At 61.6% G+C, this 23,147-nt stretch carries 21 protein-coding genes; 6 read left to right on the forward strand and 15 right to left on the reverse strand.

The features are described from left to right. Positions 1-144: 144 nt before the first annotated feature. The 6 genes from ACXHGZ_RS03985 to ACXHGZ_RS04010 form a co-directional block, all read right to left on the reverse strand. Positions 145-1,065, reverse strand: coding sequence for a glutamate/aspartate ABC transporter substrate-binding protein (locus tag ACXHGZ_RS03985; protein ID WP_084856003.1), 921 nt, complete (start codon positions 1,063-1,065; stop codon positions 145-147). Between the two features lie 304 nt (positions 1,066-1,369). Then, the gene (locus ACXHGZ_RS03990; protein WP_480462509.1) at positions 1,370-5,509 is read right to left on the reverse strand and encodes an NEL-type E3 ubiquitin ligase domain-containing protein; all 4,140 of its coding nucleotides are present in this window, start codon (positions 5,507-5,509) and stop codon (positions 1,370-1,372) included. 131 nt (positions 5,510-5,640) lie between these two features. After that, complete coding sequence (gene glpD / locus ACXHGZ_RS03995; RefSeq protein ID WP_480462511.1) at positions 5,641-7,173, reverse strand: glycerol-3-phosphate dehydrogenase; 1,533 nt, start codon at positions 7,171-7,173, stop codon at positions 5,641-5,643. Between the two features lie 201 nt (positions 7,174-7,374). Further along, positions 7,375-8,130 (reverse strand): DNA-binding transcriptional repressor GlpR, encoded by a 756-nt coding sequence (glpR, locus tag ACXHGZ_RS04000; protein ID WP_084856008.1) that lies wholly within the window; start codon positions 8,128-8,130, stop codon positions 7,375-7,377. A gap of 218 nt (positions 8,131-8,348) precedes the next feature. Then, positions 8,349-9,848 (reverse strand): glycerol kinase GlpK, encoded by a 1,500-nt coding sequence (glpK, locus tag ACXHGZ_RS04005; protein WP_084856010.1) that lies wholly within the window; start codon positions 9,846-9,848, stop codon positions 8,349-8,351. 67 nt (positions 9,849-9,915) lie between these two features. Continuing rightward, on the reverse strand, positions 9,916-10,767 hold the full coding sequence (locus ACXHGZ_RS04010) for an MIP/aquaporin family protein (protein ID WP_480462513.1): 852 nt from the start codon (positions 10,765-10,767) through the stop codon (positions 9,916-9,918). Between the two features lie 302 nt (positions 10,768-11,069). Between ACXHGZ_RS04010 and ybaK the strand changes: the two genes are divergently transcribed. After that, on the forward strand, positions 11,070-11,540 hold the full coding sequence (ybaK, locus tag ACXHGZ_RS04015; protein WP_084856014.1) for a Cys-tRNA(Pro) deacylase: 471 nt from the start codon (positions 11,070-11,072) through the stop codon (positions 11,538-11,540). Positions 11,541-11,719: 179 nt separating this feature from the next. Here the strand turns inward: ybaK and ACXHGZ_RS04020 are convergent, their stop codons facing one another. Together ACXHGZ_RS04020 and argF are read right to left on the reverse strand one after the other, a co-directional pair. Then, positions 11,720-12,829: an ABC transporter ATP-binding protein gene (locus ACXHGZ_RS04020; RefSeq protein WP_480462516.1), complete on the reverse strand. Its 1,110-nt coding sequence runs from the start codon at positions 12,827-12,829 to the stop codon at positions 11,720-11,722. After that, entirely contained in the window at positions 12,826-13,746 is a 921-nt protein-coding gene (gene argF / locus ACXHGZ_RS04025; protein ID WP_480462517.1) for an ornithine carbamoyltransferase, read from the reverse strand. The genes ACXHGZ_RS04020 and argF overlap by 4 nt, the downstream gene beginning before the upstream one ends. Positions 13,747-14,185: 439 nt before the next feature. Between argF and grxD the strand changes: the two genes are divergently transcribed. Further along, entirely contained in the window at positions 14,186-14,521 is a 336-nt protein-coding gene (gene grxD, locus ACXHGZ_RS04030; RefSeq protein WP_043206518.1) for a Grx4 family monothiol glutaredoxin, read from the forward strand. Between the two features lie 83 nt (positions 14,522-14,604). On the opposite strand, the gene bfr is transcribed toward grxD, so the two are convergent. Beyond that, positions 14,605-15,078, reverse strand: coding sequence for a bacterioferritin (gene bfr / locus ACXHGZ_RS04035; RefSeq protein WP_084856022.1), 474 nt, complete (start codon positions 15,076-15,078; stop codon positions 14,605-14,607). A gap of 199 nt (positions 15,079-15,277) precedes the next feature. Continuing rightward, on the reverse strand, positions 15,278-15,499 hold the full coding sequence (locus ACXHGZ_RS04040) for a bacterioferritin-associated ferredoxin (RefSeq protein WP_084856023.1): 222 nt from the start codon (positions 15,497-15,499) through the stop codon (positions 15,278-15,280). Positions 15,500-15,714: 215 nt separating this feature from the next. Here ACXHGZ_RS04040 and ACXHGZ_RS04045 point away from each other — a divergent pair, with 215 nt between their 5' ends. Then, positions 15,715-16,317: a peroxiredoxin gene (locus ACXHGZ_RS04045; protein WP_084856025.1), complete on the forward strand. Its 603-nt coding sequence runs from the start codon at positions 15,715-15,717 to the stop codon at positions 16,315-16,317. Positions 16,318-16,501: 184 nt separating this feature from the next. On the opposite strand, the gene rnt is transcribed toward ACXHGZ_RS04045, so the two are convergent. Both rnt and pyrC read right to left on the reverse strand, forming a co-directional pair. Then, a complete protein-coding gene (rnt, locus tag ACXHGZ_RS04050) occupies positions 16,502-17,113 on the reverse strand; it encodes a ribonuclease T (protein WP_230381177.1) in 612 nt (203 codons plus the stop codon). A gap of 56 nt (positions 17,114-17,169) precedes the next feature. After that, positions 17,170-18,216, reverse strand: coding sequence for a dihydroorotase (gene pyrC, locus ACXHGZ_RS04055; RefSeq protein WP_196144234.1), 1,047 nt, complete (start codon positions 18,214-18,216; stop codon positions 17,170-17,172). 130 nt (positions 18,217-18,346) lie between these two features. On the opposite strand from pyrC, the gene ACXHGZ_RS04060 reads away from it, so the two are divergent. Together ACXHGZ_RS04060 and ACXHGZ_RS04065 are read left to right on the forward strand one after the other, a co-directional pair. Beyond that, positions 18,347-19,312: a flagellar protein MotY gene (locus tag ACXHGZ_RS04060; RefSeq protein WP_480462519.1), complete on the forward strand. Its 966-nt coding sequence runs from the start codon at positions 18,347-18,349 to the stop codon at positions 19,310-19,312. A gap of 127 nt (positions 19,313-19,439) precedes the next feature. Next, positions 19,440-20,657, forward strand: coding sequence for an argininosuccinate synthase (locus ACXHGZ_RS04065; RefSeq protein ID WP_013973956.1), 1,218 nt, complete (start codon positions 19,440-19,442; stop codon positions 20,655-20,657). Between the two features lie 57 nt (positions 20,658-20,714). On the opposite strand, the gene ACXHGZ_RS04070 is transcribed toward ACXHGZ_RS04065, so the two are convergent. Beyond that, positions 20,715-21,176 carry a hypothetical protein gene (locus tag ACXHGZ_RS04070; protein WP_480462521.1) on the reverse strand — a complete coding sequence of 154 codons (462 nt, stop codon included), beginning with the start codon at positions 21,174-21,176 and terminating at the stop codon, positions 20,715-20,717. A gap of 370 nt (positions 21,177-21,546) precedes the next feature. Between ACXHGZ_RS04070 and ACXHGZ_RS04075 the strand changes: the two genes are divergently transcribed. Then, the gene (locus ACXHGZ_RS04075) at positions 21,547-22,179 is read left to right on the forward strand and encodes a response regulator transcription factor (RefSeq protein ID WP_084856033.1); all 633 of its coding nucleotides are present in this window, start codon (positions 21,547-21,549) and stop codon (positions 22,177-22,179) included. Positions 22,180-22,224: 45 nt separating this feature from the next. Here ACXHGZ_RS04075 and ACXHGZ_RS04080 read toward each other — a convergent pair whose 3' ends face one another. Both ACXHGZ_RS04080 and nth read right to left on the reverse strand, forming a co-directional pair. Next, a complete protein-coding gene (locus ACXHGZ_RS04080; RefSeq protein ID WP_172402996.1) occupies positions 22,225-22,401 on the reverse strand; it encodes a PA3496 family putative envelope integrity protein in 177 nt (58 codons plus the stop codon). 104 nt (positions 22,402-22,505) lie between these two features. Beyond that, positions 22,506-23,144, reverse strand: coding sequence for an endonuclease III (gene nth, locus ACXHGZ_RS04085; protein ID WP_324813242.1), 639 nt, complete (start codon positions 23,142-23,144; stop codon positions 22,506-22,508). Between the last annotated feature and the right edge of the window lie 3 nt (positions 23,145-23,147).

A 23,147-nucleotide genomic window follows, 5' to 3' on the forward strand; every position in this document is an offset into this window, starting at 1 on the left:
GGGATTTCCCCTCAGACGGTTGTTTCACGGGCACCTTCGAGCAACCGAGGGCGGCGAGCGCCCTCGGTTGAAAGGTTAGACACTAATGAGTGGCCTGTCGGGTTGATTACGGCTCGGCTCGAGCCCCCGGCCACTGGCTGAGGTTCAGGACTTCTTCTCGTCCGCTGCCTTGTCGGTCGGCTCGGCGATCAGTTTTTTCAGCTCTTCGCTCATCGGGAAGTTCAGGTTCAGGCCTTTTGGCGGGATCGGCTGCTGGAACCACTTCTCGTAGCTCTTGTTGACTTCGCCCGACTTGAAGTAGGCGATGATGGCGTCGTCGACCGCTTTCTTGAACGCCTCGTCACCCTTGCGCACCATGCAGCCGTAGATCTCGTAGGACTGCGGCGTGCCGGTGATGACCCAGTCGGCAGGCTTGCGTGCCTTGGCCATTTCGCCGGCCAGCAGGGCGTCGTCCATCATGAAGGCCACGGCGCGGCCGCTTTCGAGCATGTTGAAGGCTTCACCGTGGTCTTTTGCGGAGATCACGTTCATCTTCATCTGCTTGTCGGCGTTCATCGCCTTGAGGATGCGCTCGGACGTGGTGCCGGCGGTGGTCACCACGTTCTTGCCGGCCAGGTCCGGGAAGTCCTTGTAGGCCGGTTGACCGTCCTTGACCTTGGTCAGCAGGCGGGTACCGACTTCGAAGATGCCCACCGAGAAGCCGACCTGTTGCTGGCGCTCGACGTTGTTGGTGGTGGAGCCGCACTCCAGGTCCACGGTGCCGTTCTGCACCAGCGGGATGCGGGTCTGGGAGGTGACGAGGTTGTAGCGCACCTTCAGGTCAGGCACGTTGAGCTGTTTCTTCAGCGCTTCGACGACGGCCAGCTGGATGTCGTGGGAGTAGCCCACGGGCTGTGGCTTGCCTGCCAGGTAGGAAAACGGAATGGAGGAGTCGCGGTGGCCCAGGGTGATGGTGCCCGAATCCTTGATCTTCTTCAGGGTGCCGGTCAGCTCTTCGGCCATGGCCGGCGAAGCGATGACCGCGGCCGCGATGGCGGCGCCCAACAGTTGACGAACGATACGCATCAAAATTTCCTCGACGTTGTTTTTTTTATGGAGCCGTTGGCGGACTCTTCGTTCTACGAATACAGCAAGAAGCGGGTGCATTCGGCTAATGAGTGTAGAGCATGAGTCGTGCCAAGCCCTGACATTGATCATAACGCCCCGAAAATACGGCGGATCAATCTTTTTTGAGGCATCGAAGGAGGTCGGGGTCGTACGGGTTTCCGAATGAGTGCGATGGTTTCGTTCGGAAACCCGAACGCCTGGATGCCTGCGATGCTCCGAGCGGGCCGGCATGCCGCCGGCCTGATCGTAACGGCACGAGCTGCTAGTGCGATGCGTTCGAACGCGCCCAGGCTTCGGTCGTCAAGGTGCGCATCAGGGTCGACTCTTCTTCTGCAAGTTCATGCATCAACGCCCTTGCTCGCTCTTCGTAGCCGCGTTCCTGACCGGTTATGGCATGCTCCCTGAGTGCTTCCAGTCGCGCATGATACGGCGCGGTTATCGCCTCGAAACGTTCCGGGAAGCGTTCGCGCAGATAATTCTGCCAGTAGGGCCGATTGGCGAGCACGTCCAGCATGGCCACGGCTGTATCGGCCCTCAGCACTTCCAGTTGTGCTCGGCCCAGGTCCGCTGTTGATACATCCGCGAACGACGCGAAATGCATCTCATCGGGCGCTGCAGGCAGGTCGAGCGCCCCAGCAAGCCGCGAGCGGTAGAATAGCCGCACCTCGATTTCGTCGACGGCGCGCCCGGTACTGCGCAACCTCTGCACGTGATTGTTGGCAAGGTCATCGAGCAGGTCCAGACGATGCAGTTGCCACCCCAGGTGCAGCAAGCGACTTTCCCGCCTCGCGACCGGTACCCCTTCCAGACCCTGGTAGGCCAGAACACCCACTTCCAGCTGATTGAGCATCAGCAACAGGCGGTCGTCGCAGCTGCGCGGCCCATCGGCCTCGCGAAACAATTGTTCGCGCAGCGCCTCGTTGTGTTCGCAGGCTTCCAGGATGTGCCATACGCGCCGGCGGTAATGACGTGGATAGGTCTGGAAATCCTCGCTTTCGGCAAAGTCGGCAAGAAACCTGAACAACCCGCCCGAGCCGGGTTCTTCGATCAGGCGATCCCAGGTGGCCTCGCGTTGGGCACGAAGCTGCGCCTTCCTGGACGCGACCCAGGTCGAGCGGGTATGCGCATCGACGACCTCGTGGGCATGGTAGGCGCTGCCCCGGGCTCCCGCTTCGGCGATATCGCGTGCTTCGTCCAGGTACTGGGCACTGCGCTCGTTCAGGGGGTTCTCATGTAGATTCAGCCGTCGCAGGCGCAGGCTCAGCCCGTGCATTTCTCGCTGCAGCTCGCTGATCCTGTTGTCGCGCAGGTCGACATGGGCGCGCAGTGCCACGTTCTGGTGAACCTGGCCGATCTCGGCCTGCCCGGTGGCGCGCAGGCGCAGGTCATGCATGTGGGGCAAGCCGGAAAGGTCCGGCATGCCGTTGAGCGGGTTGTAGCTCAATGCCAGCGTATTCAGGTGCTGCAATTGAGCCAGGCGGCTGCTGGCTTCTGCGTCGAGTACGATCTGGTTGTTTTCCAGGTTCACGCGCCTGAGTTGGGTGAGGTTCTCGATGCCTATAGGTACTTGGGTCAACCGGTTGCCACTAAGGTCCAGATCGACGAGGTTGGGGAAGCGCGTGAGGAACTGCGCATCGATCGTTTCCAGATTCATGTTGCGCAACGCCAGGCGGCGCACGTGCGCGTAATCGATGCCTTCAGGCAGGTTCGGTAATGCGCTGGTGTGTTCGCCGTCGATGGTCAATTCGTACTGGTTGTTGGCATCGACCAGCTTGCGCCGCCAACTGCGGCGCAAGGTGTCGGCGATACGGCGGCGGCGGATGGCTTGGAGCGGGGTCTGCCAGTCAGCCTGCCATGCCCGCAAGGCCTCGCGCAGCTCGGTAAGCTGGCGCTGCAGCATCTGATAATGGGTCCACAGGTTCTCGCCTCGCTGACGTACGGCTTGCAGGTAGGCGTCGAGCTGCAGTTCGCTGAGGGTCGGAAAGATTTGGTGGATGCCTCGCCGAATGGCTTGGCGACTGCTTTCACCGCCACCGCTGAGCGTATAGGCAAGCCTGCCATCGGCAAAACGCCTGGGAGGCCTTACGTCGGCGCCGATCGGTGCGAGGCCGATCAGTTTCGCCGCACGTCGGCGATCTTCGGCAGCTGCCTTGACCAACGCCCCACGTAATTGCCGTACCTGCAACCGAGCGCTGCCCAGCTTGGCCTTCTGTTGGTCGTCAAGACAGTGCAACAGGGTGTCGAGAAAGGGCGCGTTGGGCCTGGAGGCAGGGTGCGCGTCACCTGCGAGCGCATAACCGTGCTCGGATTTGACGATAGTAAAGACCTTGGTCGCCTCCTCATCTTGGCTTGCATACAGCACGGCCCCTTCCGGGTTGCCTGCCCGCAGTTCGACGCGCACCGATGCTGGCCAAGGCGCCATGTGCTCGATCAGCCCCAGGGCCAACCTTTCGCTATCGGAGTTGGCCAGCGCCGGCAGGCGAATGCCAAGGCACGCCAGGTCGACACGGCTGTCACGTACATACCAGCGTGCGCGTTCGGCCATGCTCAGTGGCACACGCCCGGACGTGCGCAAGTGTTCCAGCTGGGCCGAACTGCTGTGCTCGATGATTTCCTGCGCTCCCCGCGGTGACAGGCGTTCGAATGCCGTGGTCAACGCCTTCTGCTCTGCTGAAACAGGCGGGTGCAATGTGGCCAGGTGTTCGTCGAACGCCGTGCCGCGTAGGTCGGGATATTCTGCGTGCAGCGTCATACGTTCATGGAGATCGAGGAGCCGTGCCGGCGGCGCGGCCTGCTCCAGGCACAGGCGACGCAACTGGTCGGTGGACAGGCCCGTGGCTTCGAGCAAGATCTGGGCATCGGTCGACAAGAGCCCGGCGAAATGCCCTCCGTGCAACCCTTCCAGCAACACCGACGCGCTTTCTTCGAGGGGAAGGTAATGAGCCTCTCGAACCAGCCGGATACCACTTTTGGGAAGCCACTTAGGCGCCAGACTGTCCACAAGCGGCACCCGCTTGAGCGTCTGTATCGCGCCTGCGGTCAACCCTGCGAGTGCCAGCCCCTGTGCGACGACGAACAGATGATCCAGCGCTCCCTGGCGATCGCCCACACGCCAGTCCTGATAGCCTTCATACACTTCATCGAGCAGCTGCGCGGCGCTGACGACCAGCAGGATATGGCCCACCACGGGAACAACGAACGCAGCCAGCCCGAGGAGATCCAAGCCGGCGCCGAGCATGCCTTGCAGGCGCTTGTGCCTGCTCAAGCGGTCTTCGATGTCGGTGGGTACGGCAATATAGGCTGCGTCCTGATAGACCCTGTCGATCAGCGACCTGCGAACATGAACGAATACGTTGCCCTCGACAGCCAGGTGGCGCCCGTCCAGTTCCAGGGGCTTGTCACTCGGTGTCTGCGCCAATAGACGTGAAAGCGTCGTGTCGAACCGGCTTCGGTCCTGCGCCTTGATGAAGCGCTTGAAAAATTCACGCAGGGCTCGGTGTTTCAGGCGGTTGGCCAAATCGTTGTATACCTGGTTCCACGAATCGTAATGACGCACGCTCTTTTCAGGGTCATCAGCAATCCAGAGAATGATTTCATCGATATCGGCGTTCGGAGCCGGCCGCCACTCGAAGGCGACGATGCCTACCATGCATGTGCCCAATAGGTAGAGCTGGCGTGGTGTCAGCGTGCCTTTTCCAGGGTGGGGCTGCGCGGGGTCCTGCAACATCGGCAGCAACCGCAGCAGGTCTCTTTCATCCAGCTGCGCCTTGAACCGTCCTTCGTAGAGTGCTGCCAGCATGCGCGTACGCACGCCATCCTGAAACATCTGCCCCACCTGTGCGCGGGCCTGGTTCGTCGGTTGCCCGCGGCCTGCCTTGGGTTCGAGGATACCTTTCAAAAGCGATTGGTACTTCCCGCCGATGTCCAGGGTGCGGCACAGCGTGGCAAAGCGCTCGAAGGTCATGGTCAGCTGGCGTTCCTGCGCATCGACCAGGTGCGCCTTGCGCAGCAGCCATGGCTGGGTTTCGTGTGCTTCGTAATTATGCAAGGCGGCGGCAACAAGGCTCTGCCGTGTGGTGTAGGTGACGCTCGGTCTGTGCAGTTTCTCCGCAGCCGAGGCCAGTTCAAAGGTTTCTCTGACCACTACATGGGCGCGTCGTGGGTCGATGTGTCCGAGCCCCTCCAGGAGCAGCGCTTTTTCAAGGTGGGAGGCGGCGAAGTCTTCGATTGCCGGGATTCTGCCAAGCAGGTGCTGCAGGTTATCGGTGACGTGTTGTTGCGCTTGCAGCGCCTGTCGATAGGCATCCAGGTGCTTGGGCTCGGCGTTGATGAACCAGGCGGGAAGCTGCTGGGCGATCAGATTGTCGACCGAGGTGCTGGGGAAGGTTTCGGTGCTTGTCATGCCATGGGCTCCAGGTCCTAAAGGACCTAGAACACCAAGTCGTAAGGGGGGCCTGGCGGTACATAGTGAATGCGCTCATGCACGCCTACAGCCATGTACCGTCATTGAGGGCCACTTCCCCGCGCGTTTAGTCAGGCTGCCTGGGTGCGCGCCTGGCGTTCGCGTTGAAGGTATTGCTCGAGCACTTGCTTTTCACTTGCGCTGGTGAACAAGCCCAGCTTGGTACGCCGCCAGAGGATATCTTCTGCATCGCAGGCCCATTCGTAGCGGCAGAGGTAGTCGACTTCCCGAGCGAACAACCCGCCGCCGATCGCCTGGCCCAGGTCTTCAGGGCCTTGCACGCCTTCGAGCAATTGCCATACGCGGCTGCCGTAGGTCACTGCCCAGCGTTTGGCGATGTCCATTGGCAGCCAGCCGTGGCGTGCCAGCAGGGCATCCACCAGGGCCTGGACGGTGGTCATGTTTTCACCGCCAGGCAGCGGCGCGGTGGCGGTCCAGCTTTCGCGCATCTGGGTGAAGAATGGCTTGAGTTCGACCATCGCCGACTCGGCCAGCTTGCGATAGGTGGTCAGCTTACCGCCGAAGACCGACAGCAGCGGCGCCTGGCCTTCACTGGCGGACAGCGCCAGGGTGTAGTCGCGGGTCACGGCGGAGGGATTGTCCGATTCGTCGTTGCACAGCGGACGCACGCCGGAATAGGTGTGCAGGATGTCCGTGCGACCAAGCTGGTGATTGAAGTGCTCGTTGACCACCTTGAGCAGATAGTCGGTTTCGGTGTCGGTGATCGCCACCTTGGCCGGGTCGCCGCGGTATTCGCGGTCGGTGGTGCCGATCAGGGTGAATCGCTCCAGGTAGGGAATGGCGAACACGATGCGCTGGTCTTCGTTCTGCAGGATGTAGGCGTGTTCGCCCTCGTACAGGCGCGGGACGATGATGTGGCTGCCCTGGATCAGGCGGATGCCGTAGGGCGCTTCCAGCTTGAGGTCATCCTTGATGAAGCTGGCCACCCAGGGCCCGGCGGCATTGACGAGCGCGCGGGCGCGGATGCTCTGCTGACGGCCATCGGCATGCAGCAGCTCGACTTCCCACACGCCGCCGACGCGCTCGGCGCGCAGGCAGCGGGTGTGGGTATGGATATGCGCGCCTTTCTCACGGGCGGCCATGGCGTTGAGCACCACCAGGCGGGCGTCGTCCACTGCGCAGTCTGCGTATTCGAAGCCGCGGGTGATGGCTGGCTTGAGCGGGTTCCCAGGGCCGAAGCGCAGGCTGCGCGAGGCACCCAGGCGCTTGCGTTTGCCCAGGTGGTCGTAGAGGAACAGGCCGGCGCGGATCATCCAGGCCGGGCGCAGGTGCGGGCGATGGGGCAGGACGAAGCGCATCGGCTTGACGATGTGCGGTGCCTTGGCCAGCAAGACTTCGCGCTCGGCCAGAGCCTCGCGGACCAGGCGGAACTCGTAATGCTCCAAGTAGCGCAGGCCACCGTGGATCAACTTGCTGCTGGCCGAGGAGGTGTGGCTTGCCAGGTCGTCCTTTTCGCACAGAAATACCTTCAGGCCGCGACCGGCCGCGTCGGCGGCAATGCCCACCCCATTGATGCCGCCGCCGATCACGGCGACGTCGTAGCAATCGGCGAGCGGGGGCAGGGACGGAGCGGAGTGGGACACGGCAAGGGCCTCCTGGGCGTGGTTCACATCGAAAGTGAACACTGATGTTCGTTTTCGAAAATACTAGCGCAACGAAAAGGCGTCCGCCAGCCAGTCTCTATAGAAAAAACTGATCTGATGACAAAGAAATGAACAATACCGAACATCAGCGCCGGACCTGACAAGCCAATCGCGGTCCGGCTAGGCCCGCGATTGGCACTTTCAGACCACTTCGAGGCGAATCTTGTGCTGGTTCAACAGTTGGGTCAGGGCAGGGGTGGGCTGCTGGTCCGTCACCAGGCAATCGACCAGGCTGATCGAGCCCAGGCGAACCATGGCGTTACGGCCGAATTTGCTCGAGTCCGCGGCCAGGATCACCTGGCGGGCGTTGGTGATGATCGCCTGGGAGACCCGCACTTCCTGGTAGTCGAAATCCAGCAGGCTGCCATCCTCGTCGATGCCGCTGATGCCGACCACGGCGAAGTCGACCTTGAACTGGTTGATGAAGTCGACGCTGGCCTGGCCGACCACACCGCCGTCGCGCCGTACCGTGCCGCCGGCCACCAGCACCTCGAAGTCGTCCTTGGCGCCCAGGATCGCGGCCACGTGCAGGTTGTTGGTGATGACCTTCAGGTGGCTGTGGTTGAGCAGTGCACGGGCAATGGATTCGGTGGTGGTGCCGATGTTGATGAACAATGAAGCATGGTCGGGAATTTGCTGGGCCACGGCTTCGGCGATGCGCTGCTTCTCGTCGCGCATCTGGTCGGCGCGCATGGCATAGGCGGTGTTCTCGATGCTCGAGTCGTATGCCGCGCCGCCGTGGTAACGCCGCAGCAGGTTCACTTCGGCGAGCTGGTTGATATCGCGGCGGATGGTTTGGGGGGTGACGACGAACAGCTGCGCCATTTCTTCGATACTGACGTAACCACGCTCGCGCACCAGTTCGAGGATTTGTTGTTGGCGGGGAGGCAGATTCATGGGCGGTCCTTGGGGGCAGCCGGACAAATTCTGCAATGATGCCGTAGGAAGAGGATGACGGCCAGCCTGCTACCTCAGGTTCGGCGTATTGCCTGCCTTGGCCCTATCGCCGGCAAGCCGGCTCCCACAGGTTCGGCGGTGTCTACAACCGCAGCGCAATACAAGTGGGAACCGGCTTGCCGGCGATCGGTCGGGCCAGGCAGACGAGATCTGCAGGCTCAGGCCTCGTGATCTTCCCAATCGCGGGTTCGGTCCACGGCCTTGCGCCAGCCTTTGTAGAGCTTTTCCTTTTGCGCTTCGTCCAATTGCGGGCTGAACTCACGCTCGATGATCGCCTTGTCTCGCAATTCGTCCAGGCCGCTCCAGAAACCACAGGCCAGGCCCGCCAAGTAGGCAGCGCCTAAGGCTGTGGTTTCGCGCATTTTCGGCCGCTCAACGCAGGTGCCGAGAATGTCGGCCTGGAACTGCATGAGGAAGTTGTTGGCCACCGCACCGCCGTCCACGCGCAGTTCGCTCAGGCGCTGGCCGCAGTCCTGTTGCATGGCGTCGAGCACGTCGCGGGTCTGGTAGGCGATCGACTCCAGGGCGGCGCGGATGATGTGGTCGACCTTGACACCCCGGGTCAGGCCGAACAGGGCACCGCGGGCATAAGGGTCCCAGTAGGGGGCGCCCAGGCCGGTGAAGGCCGGTACCAAATAGACGCCGTTGCTGTCCTTGACCTTGCTGGCGAAATACTCGGTGTCGTAGGCGTCGTTGACGATCTTCAGCTCGTCGCGCAGCCACTGCACGGTGGAGCCGCCATTGAACACCGCGCCCTCCAGCGCATAGGCCACTTCGCCGCGCGGGCCGCAGGCGATGGTGGTGAGCAGGCCGTGGGAGGAGGTCACCGCCTTGTCGCCGGTATTCATCAGCAGGAAGCAACCGGTGCCGTAGGTGTTCTTGGCCTGGCCGGGCTCGACGCACATCTGCCCGAACAGGGCGGACTGCTGGTCACCGGCGATGCCGGCGATGGCGATACCGCTCTTGGTATGGCCGTAGACTTCGGAGGAGGGACGCACCTGGGGCAGCATCTGGCGAGGGATGCCGAGGATCTGCAGGAGCTTCTCGTCCCATTGCAGCGTGTGGATGTTGAACATCAGGGTGCGCGAGGCATTGGTGTAGTCGGTGACATGTACCTTGCCGCCGGAGAACTTCCAGATCAGCCAGGTATCGACAGTGCCGAACAACAGCTCGCCGCGCTCCGCACGTTCCCGGGCCCCTTCGACGTTGTCGAGGATCCACTTGAGCTTGGTGCCGGAGAAGTAGGGGTCGGTGACCAGGCCGGTGGCCTGGCGAATGTAGGCTTCGTGGCCGTCGCGCTTGAGCTGCTCGCAGATCTCGGTGCTGCGCCGGCATTGCCAGACGATGGCGTTGTATACCGGGCGCCCGGTTTCCTTGTCCCAGACCACCGTGGTTTCACGCTGGTTGGTGATACCCAGTGCGGCGACCTGGGCATGGCTGATGCCGGCCTGGGCCAGGGCCTCGACCATGGTCGCGCTCTGGGTCGCGAAGATCTCCATCGGGTCGTGCTCGACCCAGCCGGCTTGCGGGTAATGCTGCACGAACTCGCGCTGGGAGGTGCCGACCACGTTGGCGTCCCGGTCGAAGATGATGGCCCGCGAACTGGTGGTGCCCTGGTCCAGGGCGATGATGTAGTTCTTGTCCTGGGAATCTGTCATGTCGGTGGCCTTGCACAAAATAGGGAGTGGTCAGGGGGTGGCCGGGTGTCTTGCCGGCGCGCTGGCCTCAGGAAGCCTGGGTATCGCCCTGTGGGTTGTCGTCTGTTTGCGGGTTCGCGGTTTGCGCCATCGGCAGGTTACGGGCGATCAGGCCTCGGTACAGGGCTGCCCCCAGGCATGCGCCGAGGATCGGTGCGAACACCGGAACCAGGAAATAGGGAATGGAGCGCCCGCCGGTAAAGGCTATCTCGCCCCAACCGGCCAGGAATGTCATCAGTTTAGGCCCGAAATCGCGTGCCGGGTTCATCGCAAAGCCGGTCAGAGGGCCCATGGCGCTGCCAATCACCGCGATCAGCAGGCCGATCAAAAGCGGCGCCATGGCGCCTCGGGGCAGGCCGTTGTTGTCGTCGGTCAGGGCCATGATCACGGCCATGAGGATGGCGGTGATCACCACTTCGACGAGGAACGCCTGGGCGATGGACAGGGCCGGGTGTGGGTAGGTGGAAAACACCGACGCCAGTTCCAGGCTGGCTTCGCTGCCGCGGACCATGGCATGGGCCTGTTCGAAATCGAAGAACAGGTTGCTGTACAACCCATAGACCAGCGCGGCGGCGCAGAAGGCGCCGCAGACCTGGGCGAGGATGTAGAACGGCAGTTTGCGTTTGTCGAAGCCGGCGAACAGGCACAGGGCAATGCTCACGGCCGGGTTCAGGTGCGCGCCGGAAATGCCGGCGGTGAGGTAGATCGCCATGCTGACGCCGACCCCCCAGATGATGCTGATTTCCCAGAGCCCGAAGCTGGCACCGGCGACCTTGAGGGCTGCGACACAGCCGGTGCCGAAGAAGATGAGCAGTGCGGTGCCGAGAAATTCGGCCATGCATTGGCCGGACAGGGTCGGTTGTCGTAGAGCAGTCGTCATGTATGACCTCGTTTCTTGTTGTTGTGAGGCACTGGGCGCTCGACAGCAAGGTCCGGTGTCTATCCCCGTTGACGCCGGACAAGTGTAGGAATGCACCTTTAAAAAAGTGTCATTTATTCAGAAACGAAAAAATATAGACAAGAAACGCTGATGTCAAAGGTCGAAAGTGAACGATTGGTCACATTCTGGATGCATAGCGCGCTCGTAACTCCTGGGCCAGACTGGCGCGTTGGCGCTACGCTGGTCGGGCTGTAGGAATTGGCCTAAAGTAGCCGCCGACTTGCCACCGATTGGAGCCGTACATGACCCCCGCCCTCGATCTTTTGAAGAAGGCGCGTGCCGAACATCGCGTGCACAGCTATGAACATGATCCGAAATCTGCGTCCTATGGCCTTGAGGCGGCAGAAAAACTGGGGCTTGATCCGCAGCGTGTGTTCAAGACCCTGTTGGCCAGCAGTGAGAAGGGGGAATTGCTGGTGGCGGTGGTACCGGTAGGCGGCACGCTCGACCTCAAGGCGCTGGCGCAGGCAGCGAGAGTCAAGAAGTGCGAAATGGCGGACCCGGCGGTAGCACAGCGTTCAACCGGCTACCTGGTGGGCGGGATCAGCCCGTTGGGGCAGAAGAAGCGCCTGCGCACGTTCATCGATGCATCGGCACAGCAATTTGACAGCATCCATGTGAGCGCCGGGCGGCGTGGGCTGGAGGTAGAACTGGCCGCAACGGTGCTGGCCGAGCATACCCAAGGGACGTTCGCCGAGATCGGCCGGGGCTGAAGGCTTCAGCCACAGCGCTCAACATCTGTAGGAGCGGGCTTGTCCCGCGATCGGGCGCGCAGCGGCCGTAAAACCAGCAACTGCAATTCATCAAGTAGAACGAGTTGGCTGATTGACGGCCGCTGCGCGCCCGATCAGCGGGACAAGCCCACAAGACCGGGCAGCAACCGAAACGGCGATCAGGTCGCCGAGCTGTAGCGGCGTACGCCGTTTTCCTGCCGCGGCAGTTGCGCTGCGACACTGCCTGGTACCGGGAACAGCACCAGGTGGTCGGCGGCCACGTTGATGCCGATTTCCTGGCCGACCTGATGGTCGACGTGGCTCGGGAAGATCGCTTCCAACTGGCTGCCGGTGGGCAGTTGCAGTCGGTACAGGGTCGAGGCACCGAGGAAGCTCTTGCCGACGATATTCGCCCGCAGGTCGCTGTCCGGCGCGTGGATGATGTCGTCCGGACGCAGCAGCACGTCCACCGAACTACCCGGCGCCATGGTGTAGGCACGGTTGCCGCGCAGTTCGCCTACCTCGGTCTTGACCGCCTCGTGGCTGCTCATCTGGCCACGGATGAAGTAGCCCTGGCCGATGAAGCTGGCGACGAAGGGGGTCTGCGGTTCATGGTAGAGGTTGTAGGGCGTGTCCCACTGTTCCAGGCGGCCTTCCCTGAATACCCCGACCTGGTCGCTGACGGCAAAGGCTTCTTCCTGGTCATGGGTGACCAGGATGGCGCTGGTGCCTCGGCTCTTGAGGATGTCGCGCACTTCATGGCTCAAGCGCCGTCGCAGCTCCACGTCCAGGTTGGAGAAGGGCTCGTCGAGCAACAGCAACTGCGGCTCCGGTGCCAGGGCCCGGGCCAGGGCCACCCGTTGCTGCTGGCCGCCGGACAGCTCGTGGGGGTAGCGCCCGCCCAGGCCGCCGAGCTTGACCAGCTCGAGCATTTCCTCGACCACCTCGTTCGGGCGTGGATGCCTGCCAAGGCCAAAGGCGATGTTCTGCGCCACGGTCAGGTGGGGGAACAAGGCGTAGTCCTGGAACACCATGCCGATCCGGCGCTTCTCCGGTGCCAGGGTGAACCCTGCGCGGGAGATGACTTCGCCGGCCAGCTGGATCTCGCCTTCGTGCACTGGCTCGAAGCCTGCGATCGCGCGCAGGGTGGTGGTCTTGCCGCAACCTGAGGAGCCCAGCAGGCAACCGATGTCGCCTGCGTTCAGGTGCAGATTGAGGTTCTGGACGATGCGCTGGTCGCCATAGCCGCAGGCCAGGTCGCGCAGGTTGAGCAATAGCGGTTGACTCATGCGTGGTGGTAAGCCGGTTCTACAAGGAATTCCAGGAGGGCCTTCTGTGCATGCAGGCGGTTTTCAGCCTGGTCCCAGGCGACCGAACGAGGGTCGTCGAGCAGGTCCTGGCTGATTTCCTCGCCACGGTGGGCGGGCAGGCAGTGCATGAACAGGGCATCGGGTGCCGCCAGGTCGAGCAGTTCGCGGGTGACCTGGTAAGGCGCGAAATGCGCCAGGCGCCGTGCAGTTTCCTCCTCCTGGCCCATGGAAGTCCAGACATCCGTGGTCACCAGATGGGCACCTTGCACGGCTTGCTTGGGGTCACGAATGACCTGCACGCGATCACCGCCCAGGGCGAGGAAGCGCGGATCGGGCTCGTAGCCTTCCGGGCAGGCGATGCGCAGCTGGAAATCGAACTGCAGGGCCGCCTCGATGTAGGAATTGCACATGTTGAAGCCATCGCCGATCCAGGCCACGGTCTTGCCCTGGATCGGGCCGCGGTGTTCGAGGAAGGTCTGCATGTCGGCCAGCAGCTGGCAGGGGTGCGATTCGTCGGACAGGCCGTTGATCACCGGGACCCGGGAGTTGGCGGCGAATTCGGTGAGGGTGCTGTGGGCATGGGTGCGGATCATCACCGCATCGAGCATGCTCGACAGGACGATGGCGCTGTCGGCGATCGGCTCGCCACGGCCCAGTTGGGTATCGCGGGGCGAGAGGAAGATGGCCTGGCCGCCGAGCTGGATCATGCCGGCCTCGAACGACACCCGGGTACGGGTGGAGGACTTCTCGAAGATCATCCCCAGCACGCGGTTCTTCAGTGGCTCGAACAGCACGCCTCGCTTGCGCAGGTCCTTCAGCTCGATGCCTCGACGGATCACGCCGAGCAGTTCGTCAGCGGTGAAATCCATCAGGGAGAGAAAGTGCCTAGCGCTCATGATTGACTACCTTATCTGCAACGGTTTGCAGGTCGACCGTATGGTTTTGTTGACAACGGGAGCGACCTGCGGCGTAAGCCGCACGGGGCGGACGGAATAGGGGGAAGGCGCAATACTATAATTAAATGTCGCCTGAAACCAAGAGGGGGCACAGCAGCTCTGTTGCAAGGAATGTCGTAAGCCCTTGTGAGCGTACTGTTTTTTATTTTCCACAGGTGGGTTGTACACGGCTTGTCCGCCCTTTGGCAAACCCTGCGTCGCGAATCATGCCGCCGGTGTCGTGAAGTCCGGAGCGCCCAGCCTCGACAAATACCTTGCGACGCCCCTGTGCATGCGCAGGCCGCAACGGGGCTGGCAAGGCCGAGCATGCAGCTCGGCTTTCCGTTACAATGCGTCACCGTGCCGACGATCGCGTCGGAAAGTTCAGCCGAGGTGCTTCATGGATATCATCGAAACAATCAAAGAGCAGATCGCCAACAACACCATTCTGCTTTACATGAAAGGCTCGCCGAATGCCCCACAGTGCGGCTTCTCGGCGCGTGCTGCGCAGGCCGTTATGGGTTGTGGCGAGAAGTTCGCCTACGTCGACATCCTGCAGAACCCGGAAATCCGCGCCAACCTGCCCAAGTACGCCAACTGGCCGACCTTCCCGCAACTGTGGGTCGGTGGCGAGCTGGTCGGCGGCAGCGACATCATGCTGGAAATGTTCGAAAAGGGTGAGCTGCAGACCCTGATCAAGGAAGCCGCCGCCAAGGCCAAGGCCTCCGAAGCCTGATCCGGCTTTTGTCGCAGGCATGAAAAAGCCCCGCCTAGGCGGGGCTTTTTCATGGAGGGAACGCGTCGCCTGCCCGCCTAGGTTTATTCCTCACCCATCTGCGATTGCAGGTAGTTCTCGATACCCACCTTATCGATCAGGCCCAGCTGGGTCTCCAGCCAGTCGATGTGCTCCTCCTCGGACTCGAGGATGTCTTCAAGCAGTTCGCGGGAGCCGAAGTCACCGGCGGTTTCACAATGGGCGATGGCGGCCTTGAGGTCGACCAGGCCTTTCTGTTCGATCTTCAGGTCGCACTCGAGCATTTCCTTGGTGTGTTCGCCGATCAGCAACTTGCCCAGGTCCTGCACGTTGGGGATGCCTTCGAGGAAAAGAATACGCTTGATCAATTTGTCAGCGTGCTTCATCTCGTCGATGGATTCCTTGTACTCGTGCTTGCCGAGTTTGTTCAGGCCCCAGTCCTCGTACATCCGCGCGTGCAGGAAGTACTGGTTGATCGCGACCAGCTCGTTTCCGAGGATCTTGTTGAGATGCTGGATGACGCTTACGTCGCCTTTCATGTCGGGTTCCTGCCCTGTTGAAGTATGCCAATACAGGAAGTCTGAGCCCGACCTGGGCCTCTGTCAAACCTAAGTTATTGAATAGTAAGTGAAAATTAATAGGAATAAGAATGTTTGTGAACCGCGTTAGAACGCTAACTTATTGAATTGAAGGCATAAAAAAACCGGACACTGGGTCCGGCTCTTCGAATTCGGTGATTTACGCCACGTTGAATTCAACGGGGTAGGGCAGGGCGGCCTGCTGGCTGACCTGAAGTTCGGTCAGGGTCTCGCGGACCACCTGCTTGGCCAGGCATGCACATTTGCCACATTGGCTGCCGACATTGGTGGCGGCCCGGACTTCCTTGTAGCTGCAGCATCCTTCATAGATCGCATCGCGAATCTGTCCGTCGGTGACGCCGACACAAAGACACACATACATAAGATCAGACCATCAGGGTAGAGGCTCGATGGGGTGGAGCTTAATGGTAATGAGAATGCGTGTCAAAGAACTTTCCTCCAGCTTTGTGTCGGTGCGACCGGCGGTTGGATTCGGCCTGTCACCAGAAGCCGTGTATGATGGGCAACCTTTGCTGGATGCCGGGGCAGGTCGACCCTCCCGGGTATCTGATTTCACCACCATCAAGGAGATAACGAATGAGCGTACTCGTTGGTAAACAAGCCCCCGACTTCACCGTTCCGGCCGTACTGGCCAACGGCGAGATCGTCGACAGCTTCAACCTGGCTTCGGCCATCAAGGGCAAATACGGCCTGGTGTTCTTCTACCCACTGGACTTCACCTTCGTCTGCCCATCCGAGCTGATCGCCCTGGACCACCGCATCCCTGACTTCCAGGCGCGCGGCGTGGAAGTGATCGGCGTGTCGATCGACTCGCACTTCACCCACAACGCCTGGCGTAACACCCCCGTCAACAACGGCGGCATCGGCCCGGTCAAGTACACCCTGGCTGCAGACATCTCCCACGACATCTGCAAGGCCTACGACGTTGAGTCCGAAGGCGGCGTAGCCTTCCGTGGCGCCTTCCTGATCGACAAGAACGGCGTTGTCCGTTCGCAGATCGTCAACGACCTGCCGCTGGGCCGCAACATGGAAGAACTGCTGCGCCTGGTCGACGCCCTGCAATTCCACGAAGAGCACGGCGAAGTCTGCCCTGCCAACTGGAAGAAAGGCGACAAGGGCATGACCGCTTCGCCGGAAGGCGTTGCTGCCTACCTGAGCGAGAACGCTGGCAAGCTGTAATTGCCACGCGAATAAAAAAACCGGCCATCATGGCCGGTTTTTTTATGCCTGTAGCGGTGCTCTGGGCAGCCTGGTGCCAGCAAGCCCCCACCTGTCCTGCGCCGCTCTCAAGACTTGCGAAACCCCTGTGGGAGCTGGCTTGCCAGCGATAGCGCCGCAAAGCAGCCCCAGGGGCTCAGGCTGGTCAGTCGTTGAAGTCACGCCAGCCGCCCATTTCCTTCCAGCGGTTGACGATGCCGCAGAACAGCTCGGCGGTTTTCTCGGTGTCGTAGCGTGCCGAGTGGGCTTCACGCCCATCGAAATCGATGTCGGCACTCTGGCAGGCCCGGGCCAGGACGGTCTGGCCATAGGCCAGGCCAGCCAGGGTGGCCGTGTCGAAGCTGGAGAAAGGATGGAATGGATTGCGCTTGAGGTCGTTGCGCGCCACGGCGGCATTGAGGAAGCCCAGGTCGAAGCTGCTGTTGTGGCCGACCAGGATGGCCCGTTTGCAACCATTGGCCTTCAGGGCCTTGCGCACCCCACGGAAAATGTCGGTAAGCGCGGTTTCTTCGCTAACCGCCATGCGCAGTGGGTGGTCCAGCTTGATACCGGTGAACTCCAGGGCCGCCGGCTCGATGTTGGCCCCTTCGAAGGGCTCGACCCGGTAGAAGTAGGTGTGCTCCGGGAACAGGAAGCCTTTCTCGTCCATGCCGATGGTGACGGCAGCGATTTCGAGCAGCGCGTCTGTGGCGCTGTTGAAACCGCCGGTTTCCACATCCACCACCACGGGCAGGTAACCGCGGAAGCGCTCGGCCATCGGGTGGCGAACGCTGCTGCCTTGACCTTCCTGGTCGTCTTCGTAGAACGCTTCGCTCACGCCTTCTCCTCCAGCAGACGCCAGCGCAGTTTTTCACCAGCGCGCAGCGGAACCACGGTGTTGTCACCAAATGGCAGGCTGTCGGGAGCGGTCCACTCGTCGCGAACCAGGGTGATGGTGTCGGTGTTCGCCGGCAGGCCGTAGAACGCCGGGCCGTGCAGGCTGGCGAAACCTTCGAGCTTGTCCAGCGCATTGCGCTGTTCGAAGGCCTCGGCATACAGCTCGATGGCAGCGTAGGCCGTATAGCAGCCGGCGCAGCCGCAGGCGGCTTCCTTGGCGTGGCGGGCATGGGGCGCCGAATCGGTGCCGAGGAAGAACTTGCTGTTGCCGCTGGTGGCTGCGTCCAGCAGCGCCACCTGATGGGTGTTGCGCTTGAGGATCGGCAGGCAATAGAAGTGCGGGCGAATACCGCCGACCAGCATGTGGTTGCGGTTGTACAAGAGGTGCTGCGCGGTGATGGTCGCGCCGACGTTGGCCGGGGCCTGCAGGACGAACTGCGCGGCATCGGCGGTGGTGATGTGCTCGAACACCACTTTCAGCGTGGGGAAGCGCTCGACCACGCGGGCCAGGTGCTCGTCGATGAAGCGCTTCTCGCGGTCGAACACATCGACCTCGGCACGGGTCACTTCGCCGTGCACCAGCAGTGGCATGCCGGTTTCGGCCAGGGCCTCGAGCGCCGGCGTGATGTTGTCGATGCTGGTCACGCCCGAGTCGGAGTTGGTGGTGGCGCCGGCCGGATACATCTTGGCGGCGTACACGAAACCGCTGGCCTTGGCCGCGCGGATATCCTCGGCGCTGGTGCGGTCGGTGAGGTACAGCACCATCAGCGGCTCGAAGCGGCTGCCCGCCGGGCGCGCGGCGAGGATGCGCTCGCGATAGGCGCCGGCCTCGACGGCATTGCGTACCGGCGGGACCAGGTTGGGCATGATGATGGCGCGGGCGAAGGTACGCGCCACGTCGCCAACGGTATGGGGCAGGACGGCACCATCGCGCAGATGGATGTGCCAGTCGTCGGGACGCAGGAGGGTCAGGCGATCGGACATTGGAGATTCCAGGCGGGTCGAACTCAAGGGCCAATGCTACCGGAAAACCCCGGTAGGAGCACGGCTATCAAGTTTTCCCGGTGGCGTCCGATAGCCTGCAGGTAAGCCGTCAGAATCTGTGGAGCCACCTGTGCGCCAGCGTTACCTAGCCCTTCTTTCCCTGTTTGCCAGCCTGCCGGCCGGGGCATTGACGTTCCAGACGCGCGTGGAGAACGTCGCCTGGAACGTCGAGGGGGACCAGTTCGAATGTCGGCTGTCCCAGCCGATCGACGGTTTCGGCAGCGGTGAGTTCGTCCGTCGTGCCGGCGAACAGGCGGTCTTCCAGTTGCGATCGGACAGCAATGCGCTGGGGGCGGGCAGCGCGACCTTGCTGGCCGCGGCAGCACCTTGGCAACCTGGCCGGGGCGACATCAATCTCGGGGGCGTGCGCATGGGGCGCAGCGGGGTGTTGTTCACATCGTCCCAGGGTCAGGCCAGCCGGCTGATCAACGGCCTGCTCGACGGGCGCAGCACGGTGGTGCGCAACCATGCCGGCGAGGGCGGCAGACCCATGGAGGTGCATGTACTGCCGGTCAGCTTCGCCAAGGCCTATGGCGACTACCAGGCATGTGCCGCCAAGCTGCTGCCGATGAACTTCGACCAGATCCGCCAGACCCAGGTCGGGTTCCCACGCGGTATCGAGCTGGACAGCGCGGCGCGGGCACGCCTGGACGTGATCCTCGATTACCTCAAGGCAGACCCGTCGGTGAACCACATCGAGCTCGATGGCCATGCCGACAACAGTGGCAGCCGCCTGACCAACCGCGACACCTCACGCCGCCGGGCCCTGGCGGTCGCCGACTACCTCAAGGCCCATGGTGTGCCGGATGAGCAGATCACCGTGCGCTTCCACGGCGAACGTTACCCCTTGGCCCGGAACAACAGTGCCGCCAACCGGGCGCGCAACCGCCGGGTGAACATCCAGCTGGAGCGTGTCGCCCCGGTCGAGAAGCCGGTGGAAAAGCCCTCGGCAGAGCCCACCCCGGCGCCCGCTGCCGCAGCTCCAGCGACGCCTGGCCCAGCGCCGGCGCAGGCACCGGCAGAAAAAAAATCCTGACCGCGACGAGGGTCGCGCTCTTGACTGTTCCTGTCGCTTTGTCATCACAAGCTGTCGCCCCATTGTAAATATTTCAATGGGGCCGGTAGAATCAACCGCTTTCCGTACAACCCCGTGGAGTGATGGCATGGCGGACGTAAAAAAGGTCGTACTGGCGTATTCCGGCGGCCTTGATACTTCGGTGATTCTCAAGTGGCTGCAGGATACCTACAACTGCGAAGTGGTGACCTTCACCGCTGACCTGGGTCAGGGCGAGGAGGTCGAGCCGGCCCGCGCCAAGGCACAGGCAATGGGCGTCAAAGAGATCTACATCGATGACCTGCGCGAAGAGTTCGTGCGAGACTTCGTGTTCCCGATGTTCCGCGCCAACACCGTCTATGAAGGCGAGTACCTGCTGGGTACTTCCATTGCCCGTCCGCTGATCGCCAAGCGCCTGATCGAGATCGCCAACGAAACCGGTGCCGACGCCATTTCCCATGGCGCTACCGGCAAGGGCAACGACCAGGTGCGTTTCGAGCTGGGCGCCTATGCACTCAAGCCGGGCGTCAAGGTCATCGCGCCGTGGCGCGAGTGGGACCTGCTGTCCCGCGAGAAGCTGATGGACTACGCCGAGAAGCACGGCATTCCGATCGAGCGCCACGGCAAGAAGAAGTCGCCGTACTCGATGGACGCCAACCTGCTGCACATTTCCTATGAAGGCGGTGTCCTGGAAGATACCTGGACCGAGCACGAAGAAGACATGTGGCGCTGGAGCGTGTCCCCGGAGAACGCCCCGGATCAGGCTACCTACATCGAGCTCACCTACCGCAACGGTGACATCGTCGCCATCGACGGCGTCGAGAAGACCCCGGCTACCGTCCTGGCCGACCTGAACCGCATCGGTGGTGCCAACGGTATCGGTCGCCTGGACATCGTCGAGAACCGCTATGTCGGCATGAAGTCCCGTGGCTGCTACGAGACCCCTGGCGGCACCATCATGCTCAAGGCCCACCGCGCCATCGAGTCGATCACCCTGGACCGCGAAGTCGCTCACCTGAAGGATGAGCTGATGCCCAAGTATGCCAGCTTGATCTACACCGGCTACTGGTGGAGCCCGGAGCGTCTGATGCTGCAGCAGATGATCGACGCCTCGCAGGTCAACGTGAACGGCGTCGTTCGCCTGAAGCTGTACAAGGGCAACGTCACCGTGGTCGGTCGCAAATCGGACGATTCGCTGTTCGACGCCAACATCGCGACCTTCGAGGAAGACGGCGGCGCCTACAACCAGGCCGATGCTGCGGGCTTCATCAAGCTCAACGCCCTGCGCATGCGTATTGCCGCCAACAAGGGCCGCTCGCTGCTCTGATCTCATCCTGGCGAGCGTTACCTGAAAACCCGGCCTTGGCGCCGGGTTTTTTATTTATCAGCGGTCGATCGCCTCGTCGGGCTCGCCCAGCGCCTTGACCGACAGCTGGATACGGGTCCGGGTATCGAGGTTGTAGAGCACCCAACGGCGAGCATGGGGATGGCGGCGGGTGACGGTACGCAATATATGCTGCTCGATCATCTTGCGCGTGTCGGGCCCTGAGAGCGTGATGGTCATCGTCGATGTGCTCGGCTTTTCCGCAGGCGGCGTGCTGGGCACTTGTGCGTGGGGCTTGCTTCGGCGAGCGGTTCTGTTGGGCTGGTACAGGGAGTGATAGTTGAAGTTCAAGGTCAGGAAAAACAGCATGGTCAGGAAGAACGGAAAGCCCACCAGAAACCATGTATAGGTCTTCTGGCTGTTCTCGCTGAGAAAGGGCAGGGACGCAAGGGCGGAGGCTTCGATGATGCCTGCGAATATGGCGATGATCGCCAAGGGGCTGATGGAGTCTGTCTGTTGCATGGTGCTTGGCCCGCAAATATTTGCTTATCTCTCGCCTGTTTTCGCGCTCGGCTGAAGGTAGAGATATTTCCCTGGAAGCCATAACGCCAAAATCACCTTTGCCGCTGCGTCTAGTTACCCTGAAACATAGATTAGTCGTTCGTGCGTCTCGCCGGCTTGCGACTAGGAAATGTTTATTTATCGTTGTTAACTTTTGGTCTCACACCTACATAACTCGACAATTTATAAAGTGTTCGGTTGTAGGAAATTTCCGCAATTGATGTAGGTCTCGTCTCTGCTTGGTCATAAGCCGCAATCCGCCGCGCCATGGGGTGGCGTGCTCGGTTATCGTGTTAGCTCGGAGCAAGAATAATGAATCAATGGATATCGCATGAATAAAGTGCTTATCGTGGATGATCATCCGGTTATTCGTCTGGCCGTACGCATGTTGATGGAACGGCATGGGTATGACGTCGTGGCGGAAACCGATAACGGTGTGGATGCCTTGCAGTTGATCCGGGAATACCAACCCGACATCGTAGTGTTGGATATCGGTATTCCGAAACTCGATGGGCTGGAGGTCATTGGTCGGCTGTCGAGCATCAGCCCAGCCAGCAAGGTGCTGGTTCTGACGTCTCAGGCCGCGGGGCATTTCTCCATGCGTTGCATGCAGGCGGGCGCGGCGGGCTATGTGTGCAAGCAGCAGGACCTGACCGAACTGCTCAGCGCGATCAAGGCTGTACTGTCCGGGTACAGCTATTTCCCCAACCAGGCCCTGCACAAGACGCGTGGGTGTGCCAAGGGCGGCACCGAGGAGGAGATGGTCCAGCGTCTTTCCGGCAGAGAGGTCATGGTGTTGAAGGAGCTGGCCAGCGGCAAGAGCAACAAGGAGATCGCCAACAGCATGTTCCTCAGCAACAAGACGGTCAGTACCTACAAGACACGCCTGTTGCTCAAGCTCAATGCCCGTTCCCTGGTCGACCTCATCGAACTTGCCCAGCGCCACGGCCTGTCGCGGCCCTGAAACAGGAAAGCCTCCGCAAGGGAGGCTTTCAAGATGCCCGGCGGGCTACAGGTCGTAGTCGAAGTCGGCGAGTTGTTTCTGCAGACGCCGCTCCTCGAGGAGGTTGTCGATGGTACGGCGTTTGCTCAGGTTGGTTTTCGCCGTTTCCACCTGGGGCTCGATATCGTCTTCCGAGGTAGGAAATTCATCGTCGATCGACAGTTCGTCTTTATCGGTGCTCATGAGTTACTCCAAGCCAAGGGGCCATTGGCCGTCCTTATAGCGAGAAACCCGATTCCGGTAAAAAAGATTTTTTCAATCGTATACAACCATTTCCTTCTATTGTCTCAATCGTCAGAAGTCTTCTGTTTATACTCGCAAAGGTCCTCGATACGGCAGGCGCCACAACGGGGCTTGCGCGCCTGGCATACATAGCGGCCGTGCAGGATCAGCCAGTGGTGGGCGTCGAGCAGGTAGTCCTTGGGTACGAACTTGAGCAATTTCTTTTCCACCTCCAGCACCGTCTTGCCGGGCGCGATACCGGTCCGGTTGCTGACCCGGAAGATATGCGTATCGACCGCCATGGCCGGCTGGCGAAAGGCGGTGTTGAGCACGACGTTCGCGGTCTTGCGGCCAACCCCTGGCAGCGCCTCGAGGGCTTCGCGGGTTTGCGGCACTTCACCGCCGTGGCGTTCGATCAGCAGGCGGCAGGTCTCGATGACATTCTTGGCCTTGCTGTTGTAGAGGCCGATGGTCCTGATGTATTCGCTCAGTCCTTCGACGCCCAGGGCATGGATGGCCTGCGGTGTGTTGGCCACAGGGTACAGCCGTGCGGTGGCTTTGTTCACTCCGACATCCGTCGCCTGGGCGGACAGGATGACGGCGATGAGCAATTCGAAAGGGGTGGTGTAGGCCAGTTCGGTCTTTGGGTCGGGGTTGTCTTCGTGCAGCCTGCGAAAGATCTCCAGGCGTTTGGCGGCATTCATGGG

Source organism: Pseudomonas shiyinii, assembly GCF_056725765.1.